Here is a 17,934-nt window from a genome sequence, read left to right as displayed (position 1 = left end):
CATGCTGCGCGTTGAGGGCACGCAGCTTCGCTCCGCACCCTCACCCCAACCCCCGCTCCGCGCGCGCTCCATGGCAAACGCGCCAGTGGCGCGCAAACCATGCCTTCTCGCCCCGGCGGGAGAGGGGCTCAACAACCGACAGCGCACCAACAGCCCCCTGAGTCAGGGGGCGCGCCGAAGGCGGGGGGTGTGGAGATGCGTAGCGGGGCCCGACGTTTGCACAGCAAACGTTGGGGGACATGTCCGCGAAGCGGAGATGGCCGCAACCCCTGAGTCAGGGGGCACGCCGAAGGCGGGGGGCGTGGAGATGCGTAGCGGGGCCCGACGTTTGCACAGCAAACGTTGGGGGACATGTCCGCGAAGCGGAGATGTCCGCAACCCCTGAGTCGGGGGGCGCGCCGAAGGCGGGGATGTGGCAGGCAGTTGAGCAGGGGCCCAAGGTTTCGCAACTGCGAAACCTTGGGCACACCCGAGGGGCGAAGCCCGAGGGTTTACTGCAGCAGCGAACGCAGCATCCAGGCGTACTTCTCGTGGGTCTGCAGGCGCTGGGTCAGCAGGTCCACGGTCGGGTCGTCGCCGGCGTCGTCGGCGGTGCCCAGCACCTTGCGTGCGGTGCGGCAGACCGCTTCGTTGCCGCTGACCAGCTGGCGCACCATTTCACGCCAGTCGGCGCTGTCGCTCAGGCCCGGTTCTTCCGCAATCGAGGTCAATGCGACGAATTCGCGGTACGAACCAGGTGCGTTGTAGCCCAGGGCGCGGATGCGCTCGGCCACTTCGTCCAGCGCCGCCCACTGCTCGGTGTACTGGGTTTCGAACATGGTGTGCAGCGAGTTGAACATCGACCCGGTGACATTCCAATGGAAGTTGTGCGTCTTCAGGTACAAGGTGAAGGCGTCAGCCATGTAGCGGGCCAGACCGTCGGAGATCTGCTTGCGATCGGCGTCCTTGATCCCGATATCGATATGCGGCGCCGACGCAGCAGCGACCGGCAGGGCATCGTTGACGACGACGGGCTTGTTGGCGTTCTTTTTCTTGGACATGGAATGGCCCTTCTGAGGAAGTGGATGTCTGAGGGAACAGATATGGCGTCACAATAGACAGGCTAAAGGATCAAACGTCATTCAATCTTTCACATTTCTCCATCAATGAGCGCTATCGACTCCGATCTTGCCACTACCTTGCGTGAGCGCCGCCGCGCCGTGGATGGCGCGATGAGCCGCGACCGTGGCCGCTTGCTGGGGCTATGGTCGCGCTGGCAGGGCACGCCGGGCAACCTGCAGGTGCGCGATGCGTTCGAGCAGGCGCTGGCCGCGTCGCAGGCGCAGCGGCAGGCGCGTGCCGCGCAGCAGCCGGCCATCACGCTGGACAACCAGTTGCCGATTGCGCGCGAGGCCGAGCGCATCATCGCGCTGATCCGCGACCATCAGGTGGTGGTCATTGCCGGCGAAACCGGCTCGGGCAAGACCACCCAGCTGCCCAAGCTGTGTCTGGCGGCAGGGCGCGGGGCCGCAGGCATGATCGGTTGCACCCAGCCGCGCCGGATCGCCGCGCGTGCGGTGGCTGCGCGCGTGGCCGAGGAACTGAAGACGCCGTTGGGTACCACGGTGGGCTTCCAGGTGCGCTTCACTGACCGGGTCAGCGAGCAGTCGCGCATCAAGTTCATGACCGACGGCATCCTGCTGGCGGAAATTGCCAGCGACCGGTGGTTGTCGTCTTACGACACCATCATCGTGGACGAGGCGCACGAGCGCAGCCTCAACATCGATTTCCTGCTCGGCTATCTCAAACAGTTGCTGCACAAGCGCTCCGATCTCAAGCTGATCGTCACTTCGGCCACCATCGATACCGAGCGCTTCGCACAGCATTTCGACGATGCGCCGGTGATCAACGTGGAAGGCCGCACCTTCCCGGTCGAGGTGCGCTACCGCCCGCTCGAAGGCGATGTGGGCGACAGCGACGAGGGCGAGCACAGCAGCGGCCGAGACGGCGAGCGCAGCGTGAACGATGCGATCGTGGCGGCCATCGACGAGATCACCCGCATCGATCCGCGTGGCGATGTGCTGATGTTTCTGCCGGGCGAGCGCGAGATTCGCGATGCGCACCAATCACTGGAAAGGCGCAAATACCGCGAAACCGAAGTGGTGCCGCTGTATGCGCGGCTGTCGGCGGCCGATCAGGATCGCGTGTTCAACCCCGGCGCGCGCCGACGCCTGGTGCTGGCCACCAACGTGGCCGAAACCTCGTTGACGGTGCCGCGCATTCGCTATGTGGTGGATCCTGGGCTTGCCCGCGTCAAGCGCTACAGCCCGCGCCAGAAGCTGGACCGCCTGCATATCGAGCCGATCTCGCAAGCCAGCGCCAATCAGCGCATGGGCCGCTGCGGGCGTATTGCCGAGGGCATTTGCTACCGGCTGTATGCCGAAGCGGACTTTGCCGCGCGCCCGGCGTTTACCGACCCGGAAATACGACGTTCCTCGTTGTCGGGCGTGATCCTGCGCATGCTGCAACTGGGGCTGGGGCGAATCGAGGACTTCCCGTTTCTGGAAGCGCCGGACGAGCGCGCGGTGGCCGATGGCTGGCAACAGCTGCTGGAGCTGGGCGCGATCGATGCGCAGCGCCGTCTGACCGCGATCGGTCGCCAGATGGCGCGCCTGCCGGTGGACGTCAAGCTGGCGCGCATGCTGGTGGCTGCGCAGCAGCATGGCTGCCTGCGCGAGATGATCATCATCGCCTCGTTCCTGGGCATCCAGGACCCGCGCGAACGCCCGCCCGAGGCTCGCGAGGCGGCCGATACTGCGCATGCGCTGTTTGCCGATGCGCGCTCTGAATTCGTCGGCATCCTGCGCTTGTGGGATGCGTACCGGCAGGTGCATGAAGATCTTACCCAATCCAAACTGCGCGACTGGTGCAACCGGCATTTCCTCGGCTTTTTGCGCATGCGCGAGTGGCGCGAGTTGCATCGGCAGCTGCGGCTGCTGTGCGAAGAACTCGGTTGGAGCGAAGAGCCGGCCAACGTGATGCTGGCGCCGCTGCTGGCCGGTGCCAGCGCGCCCGCCCGCGAGGACGGCCATAACGCCAACCGGCCCACGCGCGGCCAGCTGCATCGCGCCGCGCGACTAGCACGCGAAGGCAAGCCGGATCCCAACGCAGCGCCTGCGCAACATGCGCCTGCGGCGACGAACAAGCAGGCTGAGGCTGCGGAAGTGTCTGCACGTACCAGCGAGCGCGAACGTGCGGCGGCGTATCAATCGCTGCATCGCGCACTGCTGGCGGGCCTGCCGACGCAGATCGGGCATCGCACCGAAAAGGGCGACTTCTTGGCGGCGCGGCAACGCCGGTTCGTGCCGTTCCCCGGATCTGCATTGGCACGCAAGCCGCCGCCGTGGATTCTGGCTGCCACGCTACTGGACACGCAAAAGGTCTGGGGCATGACCAACGCGGCAATCGAGCCGGATTGGGCCATCGCCGAGCTGGGACATTTGCTGGCGCGCAAGCACTTCGATGCGCATTGGTCGCGTGCGCAGGGGCAGGTGGTCGCGTCGGAACAGATCAGCCTGTTCGGGCTGGTGCTGGCGCCGAAAAAGCCAGTGCATTTCGGCAAGATCGACCCAGCCGCGGCGCATGATCTGTTCGTGCGCCAAGGTCTGGTAACGGGCGAAATCAACACGCGTGCCGCATTCGTGGCCGATAACCTCAAAGTGCTCGATCAAGCACGCGAAGAAGAGGCCAAGTTGCGTCGCGCCGGCATCGTTGCCGATGAAGGCTGGCAGGCACGCTGGTATCTGGATCGCATTCCTGCTGAACTGCATTCAGCCAGTGGGCTGGATGCATGGTGGAAGACCTTGCCGCCAGACAAACGCCGCAGCCTGCATTGGTCGTTGAACGATCTGCTGCCGGGCGAAGGCAGCGAAGCCGATCGCTTTCCGAAGTATTTCCCGCTTGGCGATGCGCGCCTGCCGTTGCATTACCGCTTCGAGCCGGGGGCCATCGACGACGGCGTGACCCTGGATGTGCCGTTGCACTTGCTCAATGCGCTGGATCCAGCGCGCCTGTCGTGGCTGGCGCCGGGCTTCGTGGCCGACAAGGCGTCTGCGTTGATTCGCAGCCTGCCCAAGGCGCAGCGGCGCAATTTCGTGCCGGCGCCGGATTTCGGGCGTGCGTTCTACGAGGCCTACAGCCTGCCGTCGGCCGACGATCTCCGCGGCGAGCTGGCGCGTTTTCTCTCCAAGGCCACCGGCGTGCAGATATCGGCGCTGGATTTCGACGAGCAATCGCTGGACACGCATCTGCTGATGAACCTGCGTCTGCGCGACGACGACGGCAAGGTGCTGGCCGAGTCGCGCGATCTGGACGGGCTGCGCGCCCGCTTCGGCGAACGTGCCGGCCAGGCATTCGCCGCACGTGCCGGTCGCGCGCTGGCCGCCGAAGGTCTGCGCGATTTTCCGGCAACGCCGATTCCCGAGCAGGTGGCGGGCGAGGCCGGTGTGCCGGCGTACCCGGCGCTGGTGGATCAAGGCGATAATGCCGCGCTGCGCATCTTTGCCGACCGCAACGAGGCTGCGCGCGCACATCCGCGTGGTGTGCGTCGGTTGCTGGAAATCGCGTTGGCCGACAAGATCAAACAGGCACGCAAGCAATTGCCGGTGTCGCCCAAGACCGGGCTGTTGTATGCGGCGATCGAATCGCAGGAACGTCTGCGTGGCGATCTGGTCGATGCCGCGCTCAACGCTGTACTGGCCGATGGCCTGGGCGCCATTCGCGACCCCGGTGCATTTGCGCAGCGCCGCGACGATGCGATCAAGCGACTGTTTGGCGAAGCGATGGAGCGCTTGAAGTTGGCCGAAAGCATTCTGGGCGCCGTGGCCGAACTCAAGCCACTTTTGGAAGCACCGTTGATGGGCTGGGCACGCGGCAATCTGGACGACATGGAGCAGCAACTGCGCGCGCTGGTGCATGCAGGCTTCCTGCGCGATACGCCGGCCGACGCATTGGCCAATTATCCGCGCTACCTCAGGGCGATGATCCTGCGCACCGAGCGTGCAAAGCGCGATCCTGCGCGCGACCAGGCGCGCATGCTCGAGCTCAAGCCGTTCGTGGATGCAGTGGAAGAGGCCGCCGCGCGCGGTTTGCAAAACCGCCAAGAGTGGCAGGCGCTGCGTTGGGATCTGGAAGAACTGCGCGTGTCGGTATTTGCGCAGGAGCTGGGCGCAAAATCCGGGGTTTCGGCGAAGAAACTGTCGCAACGGGTCGCTGCACTGCGCAGTTGAGCCTTCGGTCGGGCATGCATCCGAACAAAGCCGCGTGCGCTTTACAAGGCACGCGGCTTCCGTCTTCGAGGCTCAGAGCGGCCCGCAAACCGTAGCGAGCAGTCGACAGGTCGGCGCGGGCGGCGCGCTCAGAGCCGGGACGTACAAATGGTACGCGCCGGCTCTGAGCACCGACCGCGCCCGCCGGGCGATGAGCGCAGTCGTTGCTAGCTGCGCTAGAACTTCACGTGCAGGCTGGCCATGTAGCGGCGTCCACTCTTGTAGCGGCCGGCCAGATGGTCCTTGTCGCCTAGATACTGCAGGTACTGCTCGTCCAACAGGTTCTGCGCGTCGACCTGCAACGACCAGTTGGGGCTGAACGCATAGCCGACGCTGGCGCCGAGTTCGGCGTAGTCATCCACACTTGCCGGTGCCGCACCGGCCACGTAACCGCCGGCCAGATAGCTGTCGCGCCAGTTGTAGGTCAGCCGCGCATTGAGCGGGCCTTTTTCGTAGTACGGGCTGAAGGCAAGGCTGTTGCGCGATTGATAGGGCAGGGCATCGCCGGTGTTGTTTTCGCCAGCGGCATAGGTGTAGTTGGCAGTCAGGCCGAAGCCGCTGTCGCCGAACGGTTGCTGGAAGGAGATGTTGAAACCTTTGACCTTGCCGTCGCCGGCATTGCGCGGCCGCTGGATGCTGTAGTCGCAGTAGCCGTCGGCCGTACAGCCATTGCTGCCCACCAGCTGCGCCCAGCTTTGCGGTGCGGTGTCGCGCAGTGCGTTGTACTGGCGCTCCGCGCTGGCGCTGGTGTCGATGTAGTTGTCGATCTTCTTGTAGAAAACAGACCACGCCACCACGGCTTGCTGCGCGAAGTAATACTCGGCAGAGAGATTGAAGTTCCAGGATTCGTACGGCGATAACCCTGCATTGCCGCCGCTGCCGGTCAACGTGGTGTCGTTGAGAAAGGTGTTGTTGACCATCTGGTTGTACGGTGCCCAGGCGATGACCTTGGCCGCAGCGAAGCGGAATACCCAGTCGTCGCTGGTCTCGTACGATAGCGTCAGCGAAGGCAGCAGGAAGTCTTCTTTGCGGGTGCGGGTCTGCCACAGGCTGTCGGCGTTGGCGAGCGAGGGCGTACCGCTGTAGACGAAGCCGCTGCCTTCGGTCTTGGAGTCCACATAGCGCACGCCCAGATTGCCGCGCAGGCCGCCGCCGGAGAAATTCAGCTGCGCATACGCCGCGTTGTTGGTCTGCGCAAGCGCCCAGCTATTGTTGAGATAGCTGGCCGGATCGGGTGCGTTGTAGTCGACCGGGCTGTTGCGGATCCAGTTCAACACATTGTTGCGGCCTGCCTGCACATGCCGGCCGTGATCGGGGTAGAAGTCCTGTAGATCGGTCAGCCCGATGGTGCCGACATCGGCAAGCGTGCCAGGGGTGACGCCGCCATAGACATTGAGTTCGAAGCGCTCGTCATGCTTGCCGTGGCGCACGCCCAGCAGCACTTGATTGAACACGCCGTCGAACCGCAGATTGAAGTCCAGCTGGCCGTACGTGTCTTTGCTTTCGGTGGAGAAGATGCCGTTGTTGCCAAACCATCCACCTGCCGAGCCCCAGTTGGCTGGGTCGCGTGCCGCCGACGGATCGTCGAAGCGGATGCCGCGGCGGGTGTCCCAGCTGAAGCCGCCGTTGTAGAACGGCTCGATGAAGTATTGCGAGAGATCTTTGTTCTCGGACTTGCTCTGGCCCACCTGTCCGTTCAAGCCCCAGCCCTCGCCGCGGAAGGCGCCGCGCAGGTCCAGCCCTTTGGTGGTCACTTCCGATTCGCGCACGTTGTTGTCGTAGATCACCGTGCCGCCGAGCGGGATGGCGTTGGCGCTGGAGTGGCCATTGGTGACCACCCCGTTACGGACGCCGCCAAGTTGGTCCACTGCCGCCACCGTGCCGGGATTCCAAGTGAGAAAGCTGTACATCGACTGGTTGTAGTTGTCGAAGTTTTCGTTGATGTAGAGGCCGCTCAGATTGAACTCCAGCGCCTCGCTGGGCTTGAGCTGCAGGTTGACCACGGCACTATCGCGCTGGCGATCCTGCTGGAACCAGGCCGCGTTGATGGAGTTGGGCACATCCGCATCGGCAGGCACGCCATCTGCGGCATTGGCGAAGGTGCTGGCCGGTGCATAGCCAAAGACTTCCATGCCGCGGCGGTCCACGCGTTCTTCGTAATGCTGCGCCGACACTGCGATGCCGAAGGTCTCGGCTGCGTTCTTCCAGCTATACAGCAGTGCCGCGTTTGGTTTGCCCTGGCTGGCCTGGTCGCTGTAGCTGTAGCCGATGGAGGCGGCCACTTCGTTGACCTTCAGATCCAGCGGCTGCCGCGTATGCATCAGCACCGTGCCGCCCAGGCTGCCCTCGGTAAGTCGTGCTTCGGAGGATTTGAGGATTTCCGCACGGCCCAGGATCTGTGGGGCCAGCAAGGTGTAATCGAAACCGCGGCTGGGCTGTTCGCCGTACAACCAGATCGCCTGCGCGACCGGGTGCCCATCCAGGAACGACAGATTGAGACTGGGGTCGGTGCCGTCGATACTCACCCGCTCGCCTTGCCCGAAACGTCTGTCCAGGGTGACACCGGGAATCTGTGAGAGCGCTTCGGCCACATTGGTGCTTGGAAATTTGCCGATGTCCTCGGCGGTAATCGCTTCGGAAATACCGGTGTTGTTGCGTTTGGTGTCGAGCGATTTCTCCAGGCTGGCACGGATGCCGACCACCTGGACGGCGTCCAGGTCGGTGGCTTGCGTACCAGCGCTGTCCTGGGCTTGCGCAGCGAATGCCAGCGATAGTGCAATGGCGCTGGACAGCAGGGTCATGCTGTATTTCATGATGTCTCTCCTCATCACGCACAGGGATGGACGGCGGGCTGCTGCTCGCCGGATGCGGGTCTTGCAGCCTCGCGCTCGGGGTAGGAGAGCGCGTGGTGGATCGCTTACGACACGTCAGTGTGGTGTTGCAGATACCAGTTCGCCGCGCCGAGCACGCCCAGTTGCCCGTGCTCGACCAATTTGACCGGGATGCGTTCGAGCACTGCGCGCATGTTGCCCTTGGCCAGAAAGCGCTCGGTAAATGTGCTGCCGGCCAGGAACTGGCCGATCATCGGCAGGAAGCCCCCAGCCAGATAGATGCCGCCGGCGGCGCCGTAGGCCAGTGCCATGTCGCCGACCGCGCTCCCTAGCAGGCCGCAGAAACGCTGCAAGCATTCGCGCGCCAGCGCATCGTCTTCGTGCAGCGCTGCATGCGTCACTGCGGCGGGCAGGCGATGACGCGGTGGTGCGGCATGCAGCTCGCACACGGCGTCATAGAGATGCAGTAAACCAGGGCCGGACAACACGTGCTCCAGTGGCAGATAGTGCCGGCCACGCAACAAGATCTGCAGCAATGCGTGTTCCTGCGCATGCGTGCTGGCCAGCGCGACCTGACCGGCTTCGGTGGCCAGCACGATCGCGCGTGGCTTGGCATTGATCCACACCGCTGCCCCCAAACCAGTGCCGGGGCCGACCACTAGAATCGGTCCGGTGGCGCGCGCGTGGCGCGGCCTCGGTCCGCTCAGTTGCAACACGGCGCGTTGTTCCATCTGTGGTGCCGCGTAGGCGACTGCTTCGAAATCGTTGACCAGGTGCACCTTGCGCACCGCCAGTGCGGCGCCGATGCGGCTGGGCGAGATCGTCCACGGCAGGTTGTTGCTGATGAAGCTGCCATCGTCCAGCGCCACGCCGGCACTGGCGATCACCACCGCATCGACGACACCCCGCCGTTGTTGCAGAAAGTCCGCGAAAATGGCTTCCAGACTGGCGTGTTCGGCGCAGCGGTAGGTGCGGTAGCGCGACAGCTCGATGGCTACGTCGCTGGCCTGCACCATGTGACCAAGACGCACATGCGTGCCGCCGACATCGGCAGCGATGAAGTTGGTGGCGACGGGGACAGCGGGCGAAGCAGAGGCGTAAGCGGAACGCGAAATCGCAGCCACATTCAGTCCTTTGGTCCGTCTGATCGGTCGATGCCGTCAGCGCGTAGGGGCCTGTGTAGGAGTTGGTGACAACGATGTCAATGGCTCAGTCGGGTTGGATCGATCTTGCTGGCGTACTCAAGTGCAAAAATGTGCGGTCTGGCCTTGTCTGTGCGGACTTCGTTGCGCAAAGCGGACAAATACGTTCACCGTGGCAGCGTGGTCTGATGCCACGCGCTCGGTAGCGCGACGTGCCCAGATGACCGTCACATGCTTCAATCGGCTATTGCGACCGGCCACTCTTTCAACGATTGCTTCAGTGCACAGCAGTAACGCTGGTCACACCAGGCAACGTGCTGCAGGCCGCGTTGTCAGTGGGCGGCGCCTGTGTGGGGTAGTGCTGCTTGCCGAGCACATAGGTCTGGCTGGTGGCTACGAATCCATCCGCATAGGTGGCTTCGAGGAAGTACGCGCTCCAGCCGGCCTCAGGAACCTGCACTGGCACCGAGACGTTGCTGCCGTCGGCGAGCGCAATGGGGGTGGCACTGTAGCGAATGCCGCAGGCATAGCGGAAGTCGCGCGCCTGCGGATTCGTTGCGCTCCACAGCTGCATTTGCGTTGGCCGCTCGGAAGAGCGGAAGCGGATCTGCGGCGCCTTATCCGTACGCAAGGTATCGCTCACCTGCGGTAACGGGCGCTGCTGCTGCATGCGCGTGATAAACGGCGCCAAGGTGTCCACGATGGAGGCGCGGATGTTGTGCGCACGATTGGGCAGTACGCGTAGCGCCTTGCTGCCCGGCAGCGCGTTGTAGAAGAACTGGGTATTGTCCGGCAGGAAGAAATCGTCGCCGCTGGCATTGACGATGTACTTGGGCACTTCCAGCCGCTTGCGGTACGGCGTGTGCAAATAGCTCAGCGGATCCTGCAACTGCACCAGTTGCGCGAAAGCCTGGGTCTTCAGTTGCGAGGTGATGCCCTGCTTGGCGTAGGCGTTGAAGGCAATCGGCCAGTTGCCGCCATACGTACGGGACATATGCTCCAGGACTGCCGGCATGTTGAGGATGTCGATCACGAACGGCACCACCGCGTCCACGCGCTGGTCGGCGATGGTGGCGTGCCAGCTTGCCCAACCGCGTTTGGAAGCGCCGGCAAGAACGAAGCGATGGATGCGCAACGGGACCAATTCGCGTTCGGCCAGGCTCATGGTGCGTGCAATCGCGGCTGCCATCGGCACGTGTAGTGGCATGGTCTTGCGCTGCTGCGGCGCTTTCAGGAACAACGACCAGCTGTAGGCCACGCTGTCGTCTTCGCGACGTGGAGTGGCATCGCCCCGGTAGCTCAGCGCCTGGTTGGGGAGATCGCTGAGCGCGATCACCACGGTGCGGGTGCGTCGCGCCAAGGCCGCCAATGCCTCAGGCGGCAATTCGCTGGACGGCTGCGCTGCACTGCCATCCAGCGGATGACGCGTGCCATTGGTCGAGATCAACACTGCGCGTGTGGGTAATGCCTCTTTCGGCACGTAGATCGCCACGTCGTGCTGCCAACGTGCCGGCGTGACCAGTCCTTCGGGTGACCAGTCTTGCGAGGTCAGCAGGTAATCGCGCCGCTCGACATCGGCAATGCTGCTGGTGGCAACATGCGTGTAGACCAGCGGTTGTTGTTCGATGGCATCGCGGTAGCAGACCAACGCCTGGTCGAAGCCAACCTCGGATGCACTCGCGCAGCGCTCCACCGGTGTTGCAGTAGAAACGGCTGAAGCAGCGGGCGCGACGCCTGCGAGAAGCATCAGGGACGTCGGCAAGGCGGCGCTGAAACGGGTCATCGAGCGCATGCATATTCTCCGGATGTCGTGCGTCTGCCAGCGTGTCTGCGGGCAATCGCGCGGCAACGGCGTGGCCAGCAGTCACGTCAGTAGGTGCGGTAGGCGCAGTGTGCGCACGAGTGTACGCGTGGTACCTATCGCCACCGAGCACGGCAGCTGTCGCTGCCGCGCATGGGCTGCGTTTCGCTGATGCTGAGCGCGATGAGGGGGCGCTGCTGCTTCAGCTGGGCCGAGCGTGGCGTGTACGCGGCCACCTTTGCGGCTCGGCTGCCGGGATCAACGCCGCCCTGCGCGTGCACTGCGCTGCAGTCAGCGAAAATGCGCGGCTGCAATTGCATGGCGCGGACACAACGCGCGGCGACCGCCATCGGCAGCCGCGCGATGTTAGCGAGTGGGCTTACTTGATCCGCCGCACCTTGGCCGGCGTGTTGTAGCCCTCGATCTGCAGATACCACACGCCAACCAGACCCGGCTTGATCTTGACCTTGGGGGCGTCCTTGCGCACGCCGGACAGGCTGGCCGCATCGGTCTGTTCCCACTCTTGGCCGTTCGCCAACGTATAGACACGCCCCTTCGAAAAGCCTCTGAATTCGCCAACCAACGTGCTCTCGATCGGCTCCTTGCTGCCGAAGTCGAAGAAACCGCGGTTCTTGACGATCACTTCCTGGCGACCGGCTTCCTTGGCCTGTTCGACCACCACCGCGGCCTCCTTGGCGACCTTGCCCTGCAGCCAGTCATTGAGCGCCGCCAGTTCGCTGGCATTGAGCTTGTCCAGGCCGGCGGCCTTGAATTGTTCGGCACTCATCTGCGACTGCAGATCGCCGTGCACCGCGCGTTGCGCCAGGGCGGGGGCGGCATGCAACGCCAGGGTCAGGCAGACCAGCAAGGGAATGCGGCGTGCGAGCGACATGGAAGCCATCCGGGTCATGAAGAGAGGGCTAGTGTAGACGCTGTTGGTGCGGGCCGATGCGGCTTACTCCAGCGTGTCGGCGGTGGCCGGGGCCGGGCGTTCGGGGCGGCGGTAGATGAACGCCGGTGCTGTCGATGCCGACTCACGCTCGGCAGTCGCGCGCACCTGTGCATGTGCGGGCGAACGTTCGCACACCGGGTCCAGCGTGGCGGCATCGCCGCTGAGCGCCAGCGCCTGGCAGCGGCAGCCGCCCCAGTCGATCTCGCGCTTGGGGCAGCCCTGGCACACCTGCGGCATCCACGCAGTGCCGCGGAAGCGCACGAATGCCTCGCCGTTGTTCCAGATATCGGCCAGCGAGTGCTCGCGCAGGTTGTCGAAACGCATGCCCTCGATGGTTTCGGCGGCATGGCACGGCAGCACATCACCACGCGGGGAAATATTGACGAAGCGCTGGCCCCAGCCACCCATGCAGGGCTTGGGCTGGCGCGCGTAGTAGTCGGGAGTGACGAAATCGATTGCCAGGCGGTCGCCGAGCTCGCGACGCGCGGTTTCCACCGCGTCGATGGTGGCCATCAATTGCGCGTGGCTGGGCATGAGTGCGGCCCGATTGCGCAGGCCCCAGCCGTAGTACTGGGTGTGTGCCACTTCGATGCGCTCGGCTTGCCATTCCAGCGCCAGCGCGATCATGCCCGGCACGCGCTCGGCATTATGACGGTGCAGCACTGCGTTGATCGTCAGCGGCAGGCCGCGCGCGCGTACGGCAGCGGCGAAGTCGCGTTTCTTCGACAAGCTATTGCGGTAACCAGCGATGCGATCGGCCCCGGCTGGATCCACGTCCTGCACGCTCAACTGCACATGTTCCAGCCCGGCAGCCTGCAGTTGGTCCAGCATCGGCTCGCCGCCAGCGACACCGGAGGTGATCAGATTGCTGTACAGCCCCAATGCGCGCGCGTGCGCCACCAATGCGGGCAGGTCTTTGCGCAGCATCGGTTCGCCACCGGAAAAATGCGCTTGCAGCACCCCCATCTCGGCGGCCTGCTCCAACAGTGAGCGCCAGCCGGCAGTGTCCATTTCCTCACGTAGCGCGGCCAGCGCGATTGGGTTGGAGCAATACGGGCACGCCAACGGGCAGCGGTGGGTCAGTTCCAGCAATACCGACAGCGGTGGCGGCGCGGTGCTCATAGCCGCAGCAAGCGTTTCTGAAGCAGGGTGTCGGTGAGTTCGATCACGTCGGCTTCGATATCCGCCGCGTCCGCATCGAAGTCTGCAGCCAGCTCCTGGGCGATCTGCGCCAGTGAGCGCATGCCGTCGTAGCGTTGCGCGACCACCAATGCGATGTCGTCCAGTTCGACCACGCGCTCGGGTGCGAGCAGTACCCACTGGTCGCGTGCGCGGTCGTGCTGCAGGCGCACGCCTGCACGCAGGGCCGGCTGGCTATCGCGGGTAATGCTGCTCACGCAGCGACCCGGCTGGCGTCGCGGTCCGGCACGAATGCGTCCGGCCACACGATGCCCGGCGTGACGTAGGCCACATGCAATGCATCCAGCTGGGCCCACAGCACCGAGCACTTGAAGTGCAGGGCGGCTTTGACCAGCGCCTGCTTTTCGACCGTATCGGCATGCTGCTTGACATAGTCCAGCGCAAAATCCGAATCGCGGGGTGCTTCGGTGAGGCGATGCTCGAAGTAAGCCAACGCCTCGGACGAGACGAAGTCGTAGTGCTTGAGCATGCCGGCGACGCGTTGGCCAATGATGTTGGGCGCAAACAACTCAGTCAGCGACGAAGCGATCGCTTCGAGCAGGCTCTTTTCGCGCACAAACTGCAGATACGCCTGCACCGCAAAGCGCGTACCGGGCAGCAGCGCGCGCCCGGATTCCACCAGCGTGCGCTCCAGGCCCAATGCGTCGGTGAGGTGCAGCCAGCGGGCGATACCGCCATCGGTGGCGCTATTGCCATCGTGATCAAGGATGCGCTGGCGCCAGATCCGCCGCAGCGCCGGGTCTTCCATGCGCGCCAGGATCGCGGCGTCCTTCAGCGGAATGCAGCGTTGGTATTCGAAGCGATTCAAGGCCCAGGCCTGCACCTGCCCGCGATCGAGCTTGCCGTGGTGCAACAGCGCATGAAACGGATGCTGGTCGTGATACAGGCGTGCGCCGATCGCACGCAGATCCGCTTCCAGTTGATCGGGGCTGAGCAGGGCGGTCACAGGGCGATCTCCAGGCCGTCGTGGGCAACTTCCCAACCGCTGGCACGCGCGCTGGCGAACTCGGGCGACCGGGTGTTGAGCACGGGATTGGTAGTGTTGAGATGGATGAAGATTTTGCGCGCCACGTGCAACGGCGCGAACGCGGCGATAGTGCCATCAGGGCCGTCGATACTCATGTGGCCCATGCGTTGGCCGGTCTTCTGGCTGATGCCTAGCTGCACCATTTCGTCGTCGCGCCACAGCGTGCCATCGAAGAACACCAGCTCGGCGCCTTGCAGGCGCGCGCGCAAGGCATCGGTCATCGCAGCGCAGCCGGGAATGTAATGCACGCGGTGCCGGCCATTGTCGATGGTGAGTCCGAGTGTTTCTTCATTGGAGCCAGCCAGATCGCCGCCGCTGCGCGATTCCATGAACAACGGCACCTTGCCGGGCACCGAGAATGGGGTCAGCTGCAGACCGCACAGTGTCAGCGGCGTCTCCAGCGCGAACGGCTGCCGGGTCACGTGTTGCGGGTTGACGGCGTCGAAGATCGGGTTCTGCGCGAGCAGGTCAAGCACGCGGCTGCTGGCATGCAGCGAAAACCGCTGGCTTTCGCGCATCGAGAGCAAGCCGGCGATGTGGTCGATCTCACCGCTGGTGAGTACCACCGCCTCGATCGGCGAATGCCGCAATCCCTGCCGCGGCCACAACGCAGGCGTTGCGAGAATTTGTTGGCGGAAATCGGGGGAGGCGTTGATCAGCACCCAGCGCTCGCTGTCGGCGCTGACCGCGATGCTGGCCTGTGTACGACGTTGGGCACCGTCTGCTTGCTGCCACGCCCGCAGACTCGCGGGTGTGTGGCAATTCCACTGCGGGTGCCCACCGCCGGCCGCCGATCCCAAAACAATGATGCGCATGGAGAATCGTTACCTAATCTGCCGGCAACTGCCGGTCATGCATCAAACGAAAGGCGGCAAGGTGAGCGTGAAGGTGCAGGATCAAAACTCGCCGGAGACGTAGCAGTTGATTTCGGCGCCACAGTTGACTTCACGAACGACAGGCTTCTTCCAGGTCTTCATTCGGCTACCTCGCAGTTGGGAAAACGTCCCGGTTGCTGGATGCAACGAGCGACGTGGCCTGAGCATAGGCAGGCGGTTTGGCGCAGTTGTAAAGGGCATGTAAAAAGGTGCGTCGGTGCCGATTTTCGTTTGCGGCGTGATTCCGCTTTCCGGGCCGAGCGGTTATGAATCAAGACCTTGGCGGGTGAACCTGGCATAAGCACGACTGTCGTCCTGTACACCGATCGCACGACTCACACGCGTTGTGGAGAAGGTGACGCGCACGTTACCGTAGTCGTCAGCCATCTGTTGTTGCCCGCCGCCGTGTCCACTGTTGTGACCAGTTCCTCATTCGAGCGCCTGCAGGCCTTGCTGCAGCGCCCCGCCGTGGCCTCGATTGCGCCGGCATTGCGCGAGGCGTTGGCGCGGGCCTGGCAGGAGCTGCCGCCCGCGCAGACCGATAGCGTGCCGTGGGCCTTGCTCGGCGACACCCTGGACGCACTGGCGCTGTTGGCGGCCGACGAGGCCACGTTGATCGCAGCGTTGCTGTTCGATCTGCCGGCCTTGCGCGGCGCGGTTGCCGACCTGCCGTGGCAACCGGCGGAGCGGCGGGTGTCAGTGGAAGGATTGTTGGATGGCCTGGATGCGGCCGACCAGGTCTGGGCGCTGCACGCCGGGCGCGAGGCTGGACGCAACAGCGAAGGGTTGCGGCGATTGCTTCTCTCCATCATCCACGACCTGCGCGTGGTGCCGATCCTGCTGGCACGGCAGCTGTCGCGGATGCGTGTGGCCGACCGTCTCAGTGAAGAACAGCGCCGCGCGCTGGCGCAGCTCACGCGCGACATTCATGCGCCGCTGGCCAACCGGTTGGGCATCTGGCAGGTGAAGTGGGAGCTGGAAGATCTGGCGTTCCGGCATCTGGAGCCGGAGACCTACCGCCGCATCGCCCGCGAAGTGGACGAAACCCGCGTGGCGCGTGAGCGCTATCTGGAAGCGGTCAAGCGCACCTTGTCGGCGGCGCTCGCCCAGCAGGGCCTGCGCGCAGACGTGAGCGGGCGGCCCAAACACATCTACAGCATCTGGCGAAAGATGCAGAAGAAGCGGCTGTCGTTCGATCAGTTGTACGACATCCGCGCGGTACGCGTGATGGTCGAGGATGTGGCGGCCTGCTACGCCGCCTTGGGGGCGGTGCATTCGTTGTGGGCACCGGTGCCCAGCGAGTTCGACGATTACATCGCCCGGCCCAAGGCCAACGACTATCGCTCGCTGCATACGGCGGTGGTCGGCCCGGAAGGGCGCACGATCGAAATCCAGATCCGTACCCATGAGATGCACGCCCAGGCCGAACTGGGCGTGGCTGCGCACTGGAAATACAAGGAGGGCGGCAAGGGCGGCGAAAAGGCCTTCGACCGCAAGATCCTGTGGATGCGCCAGCTGCTGGAGCAGGTACAGGAAGGCGAGCACGGCGAACTGGCTGGCGCGCTGGATGCCGAGTTGATCGAAGACCGCGTGTATGCGCTGACCCCCAAGGGCGAGGTGATTGATCTGCCGCACGGCGCTACGCCGCTGGATTTTGCTTATCACGTGCATACCATGGTGGGGCATCGCTGCCGCGGCGCGCGCGTCAACGACCGCATCGTCCCGCTGACCTACCGGCTGCGCAGCGGCGACCGGGTGGAAATCATGACCGCCAAGGAAGCCGACCCGCGCCGCGACTGGTTGCTGGCCTCCAACGGCTTCCTGGCCAGCGGGCGTTCGCGCGACAAGGTGCGTGCGTGGTTTCACAAGCTGGACCGCGCGCGCAACGTCCAAGCGGGCAAGGATCTGCTCGATCGCGAACTCAAGCGTCTGGGCCTGCAGCATGCAGATCTGAGCGTCGCCACACGCAAATTCCACGCCGACACCATCGACGATTTGTATATCCAGGTGGCACTGGGCGATACCGGCCCGAACCAGGTCAGCCGCGCGTTGCTGGAAGCCGAACGTGCCGCCTCGCAGCCGGCGGTGCCGGCTCCCCCGCGGCCGACTGCACGTCGCGATGGGCTGGGTAAATCCAAATTCACCGTGGAGGGCGTGGGCAACCTGCTGGTGCAGCTGGCGCGGTGTTGCCAACCGGTGGCGGGCGAGCCGATTGCCGGCTACCTCACCCGCGGGCGCGGCATCACCGTGCACCGCACAGATTGCGCCGCATTGGCGCGCTTGGCCGCCGCCCACCCGCAACGCGTGTTGCCGGTGGAATGGGGCAAGGCCGGCAGCGGCTACGAGGTGGATGTGCAGGTGCGCGCCGTGGACCGCCGCTGGTTGCTCAAGGACATCACCAATCTGATTGCCCAGGAAGACGCGCACGTGCTGGAAATCAATAGCGACAACGTGCGCGACACGGGCAGGGCGCAGCTGCGCTTGCGCTTGAAGGTGAGCGATTACGATCAGCTGTCCGGCCTGCTTGGCAAGTTGGACGCGCTGCCCGGCGTGAGCGAGGTGCGGCGGCTGGGCTGACTGCGCCGAACATCTTGCTGGCGCCCATCGACTGGAAACAAACCGCACACAAGGGACGTGAGCTGTGGGTGCCTGACGATTCCCGATTCCCGATTCCCGATTCCCGATTCCCGATTCCCGATTCCCGAATCCCGAATCCCGAATCCCGAATCCCGAATCCCGAATCCCGAAGAGCCCACACCGTCTTCGCAACCCACACCGCTACCATAAGGCGGTGAACGCG

At 64.5% G+C, this 17,934-nt stretch carries 12 protein-coding genes and 1 other RNA gene; 2 read left to right on the top strand and 11 right to left on the bottom strand.

What is annotated here, in order from left to right; genetic code table 11:
- Positions 1-491: 491 nt before the first annotated feature.
- On the bottom strand, positions 492-1,040 hold the full coding sequence (locus XpruCFBP8353_RS02575; RefSeq protein ID WP_101361788.1) for a Dps family protein: 549 nt from the start codon (positions 1,038-1,040) through the stop codon (positions 492-494).
- 105 nt (positions 1,041-1,145) lie between these two features.
- Between XpruCFBP8353_RS02575 and hrpA the strand changes: the two genes are divergently transcribed.
- A complete protein-coding gene (gene hrpA, locus XpruCFBP8353_RS02570; protein ID WP_101361787.1) occupies positions 1,146-5,267 on the top strand; it encodes an ATP-dependent RNA helicase HrpA in 4,122 nt (1,373 codons plus the stop codon).
- 79 nt (positions 5,268-5,346) lie between these two features.
- Here hrpA and XpruCFBP8353_RS02565 read toward each other — a convergent pair.
- The 10 genes from XpruCFBP8353_RS02565 to pqqA form a co-directional block, all read right to left on the bottom strand.
- Positions 5,347-5,423, bottom strand: a non-coding RNA gene (locus tag XpruCFBP8353_RS02565) — sX9 sRNA.
- Positions 5,424-5,482: 59 nt separating this feature from the next.
- Positions 5,483-8,119 carry a TonB-dependent receptor gene (locus XpruCFBP8353_RS02560; RefSeq protein ID WP_101361786.1) on the bottom strand — a complete coding sequence of 879 codons (2,637 nt, stop codon included), beginning with the start codon at positions 8,117-8,119 and terminating at the stop codon, positions 5,483-5,485.
- Positions 8,120-8,223: 104 nt separating this feature from the next.
- Positions 8,224-9,261, bottom strand: coding sequence for a glucokinase family protein (locus XpruCFBP8353_RS02555; protein ID WP_101361785.1), 1,038 nt, complete (start codon positions 9,259-9,261; stop codon positions 8,224-8,226).
- A 295-nt stretch (positions 9,262-9,556) separates the two neighbouring features.
- Complete coding sequence (locus XpruCFBP8353_RS02550; protein WP_101361784.1) at positions 9,557-11,071, bottom strand: PhoPQ-activated pathogenicity-related family protein; 1,515 nt, start codon at positions 11,069-11,071, stop codon at positions 9,557-9,559.
- A 388-nt stretch (positions 11,072-11,459) separates the two neighbouring features.
- Entirely contained in the window at positions 11,460-11,972 is a 513-nt protein-coding gene (locus tag XpruCFBP8353_RS02540) for a hypothetical protein (protein WP_101361782.1), read from the bottom strand.
- Positions 11,973-12,035: 63 nt separating this feature from the next.
- The gene (gene pqqE, locus XpruCFBP8353_RS02535; protein WP_101361781.1) at positions 12,036-13,154 is read right to left on the bottom strand and encodes a pyrroloquinoline quinone biosynthesis protein PqqE; all 1,119 of its coding nucleotides are present in this window, start codon (positions 13,152-13,154) and stop codon (positions 12,036-12,038) included.
- Entirely contained in the window at positions 13,151-13,429 is a 279-nt protein-coding gene (gene pqqD / locus XpruCFBP8353_RS02530; protein WP_101361780.1) for a pyrroloquinoline quinone biosynthesis peptide chaperone PqqD, read from the bottom strand. Before pqqD ends, pqqE begins: the two co-directional genes overlap by 4 nt.
- On the bottom strand, positions 13,426-14,178 hold the full coding sequence (pqqC, locus tag XpruCFBP8353_RS02525; protein ID WP_101361779.1) for a pyrroloquinoline-quinone synthase PqqC: 753 nt from the start codon (positions 14,176-14,178) through the stop codon (positions 13,426-13,428). The genes pqqD and pqqC overlap by 4 nt, the downstream gene beginning before the upstream one ends.
- Entirely contained in the window at positions 14,175-15,074 is a 900-nt protein-coding gene (gene pqqB / locus XpruCFBP8353_RS02520; protein ID WP_101361778.1) for a pyrroloquinoline quinone biosynthesis protein PqqB, read from the bottom strand. Before pqqB ends, pqqC begins: the two co-directional genes overlap by 4 nt.
- A gap of 81 nt (positions 15,075-15,155) precedes the next feature.
- Positions 15,156-15,236 carry a pyrroloquinoline quinone precursor peptide PqqA gene (pqqA, locus tag XpruCFBP8353_RS02515; protein ID WP_002812057.1) on the bottom strand — a complete coding sequence of 27 codons (81 nt, stop codon included), beginning with the start codon at positions 15,234-15,236 and terminating at the stop codon, positions 15,156-15,158.
- A 288-nt stretch (positions 15,237-15,524) separates the two neighbouring features.
- On the opposite strand from pqqA, the gene XpruCFBP8353_RS02510 reads away from it, so the two are divergent.
- Positions 15,525-17,711 (top strand): RelA/SpoT family protein, encoded by a 2,187-nt coding sequence (locus tag XpruCFBP8353_RS02510; RefSeq protein WP_101361777.1) that lies wholly within the window; start codon positions 15,525-15,527, stop codon positions 17,709-17,711.
- Positions 17,712-17,934: the final 223 nt, after the last annotated feature.

The sequence above is a fragment of the Xanthomonas prunicola genome (genome assembly GCF_002846205.1).
Classification (GTDB): Bacteria; Pseudomonadota; Gammaproteobacteria; order Xanthomonadales; family Xanthomonadaceae; genus Xanthomonas; species Xanthomonas prunicola.
This window is presented reverse-complemented; position numbering and strand designations above follow the sequence as displayed.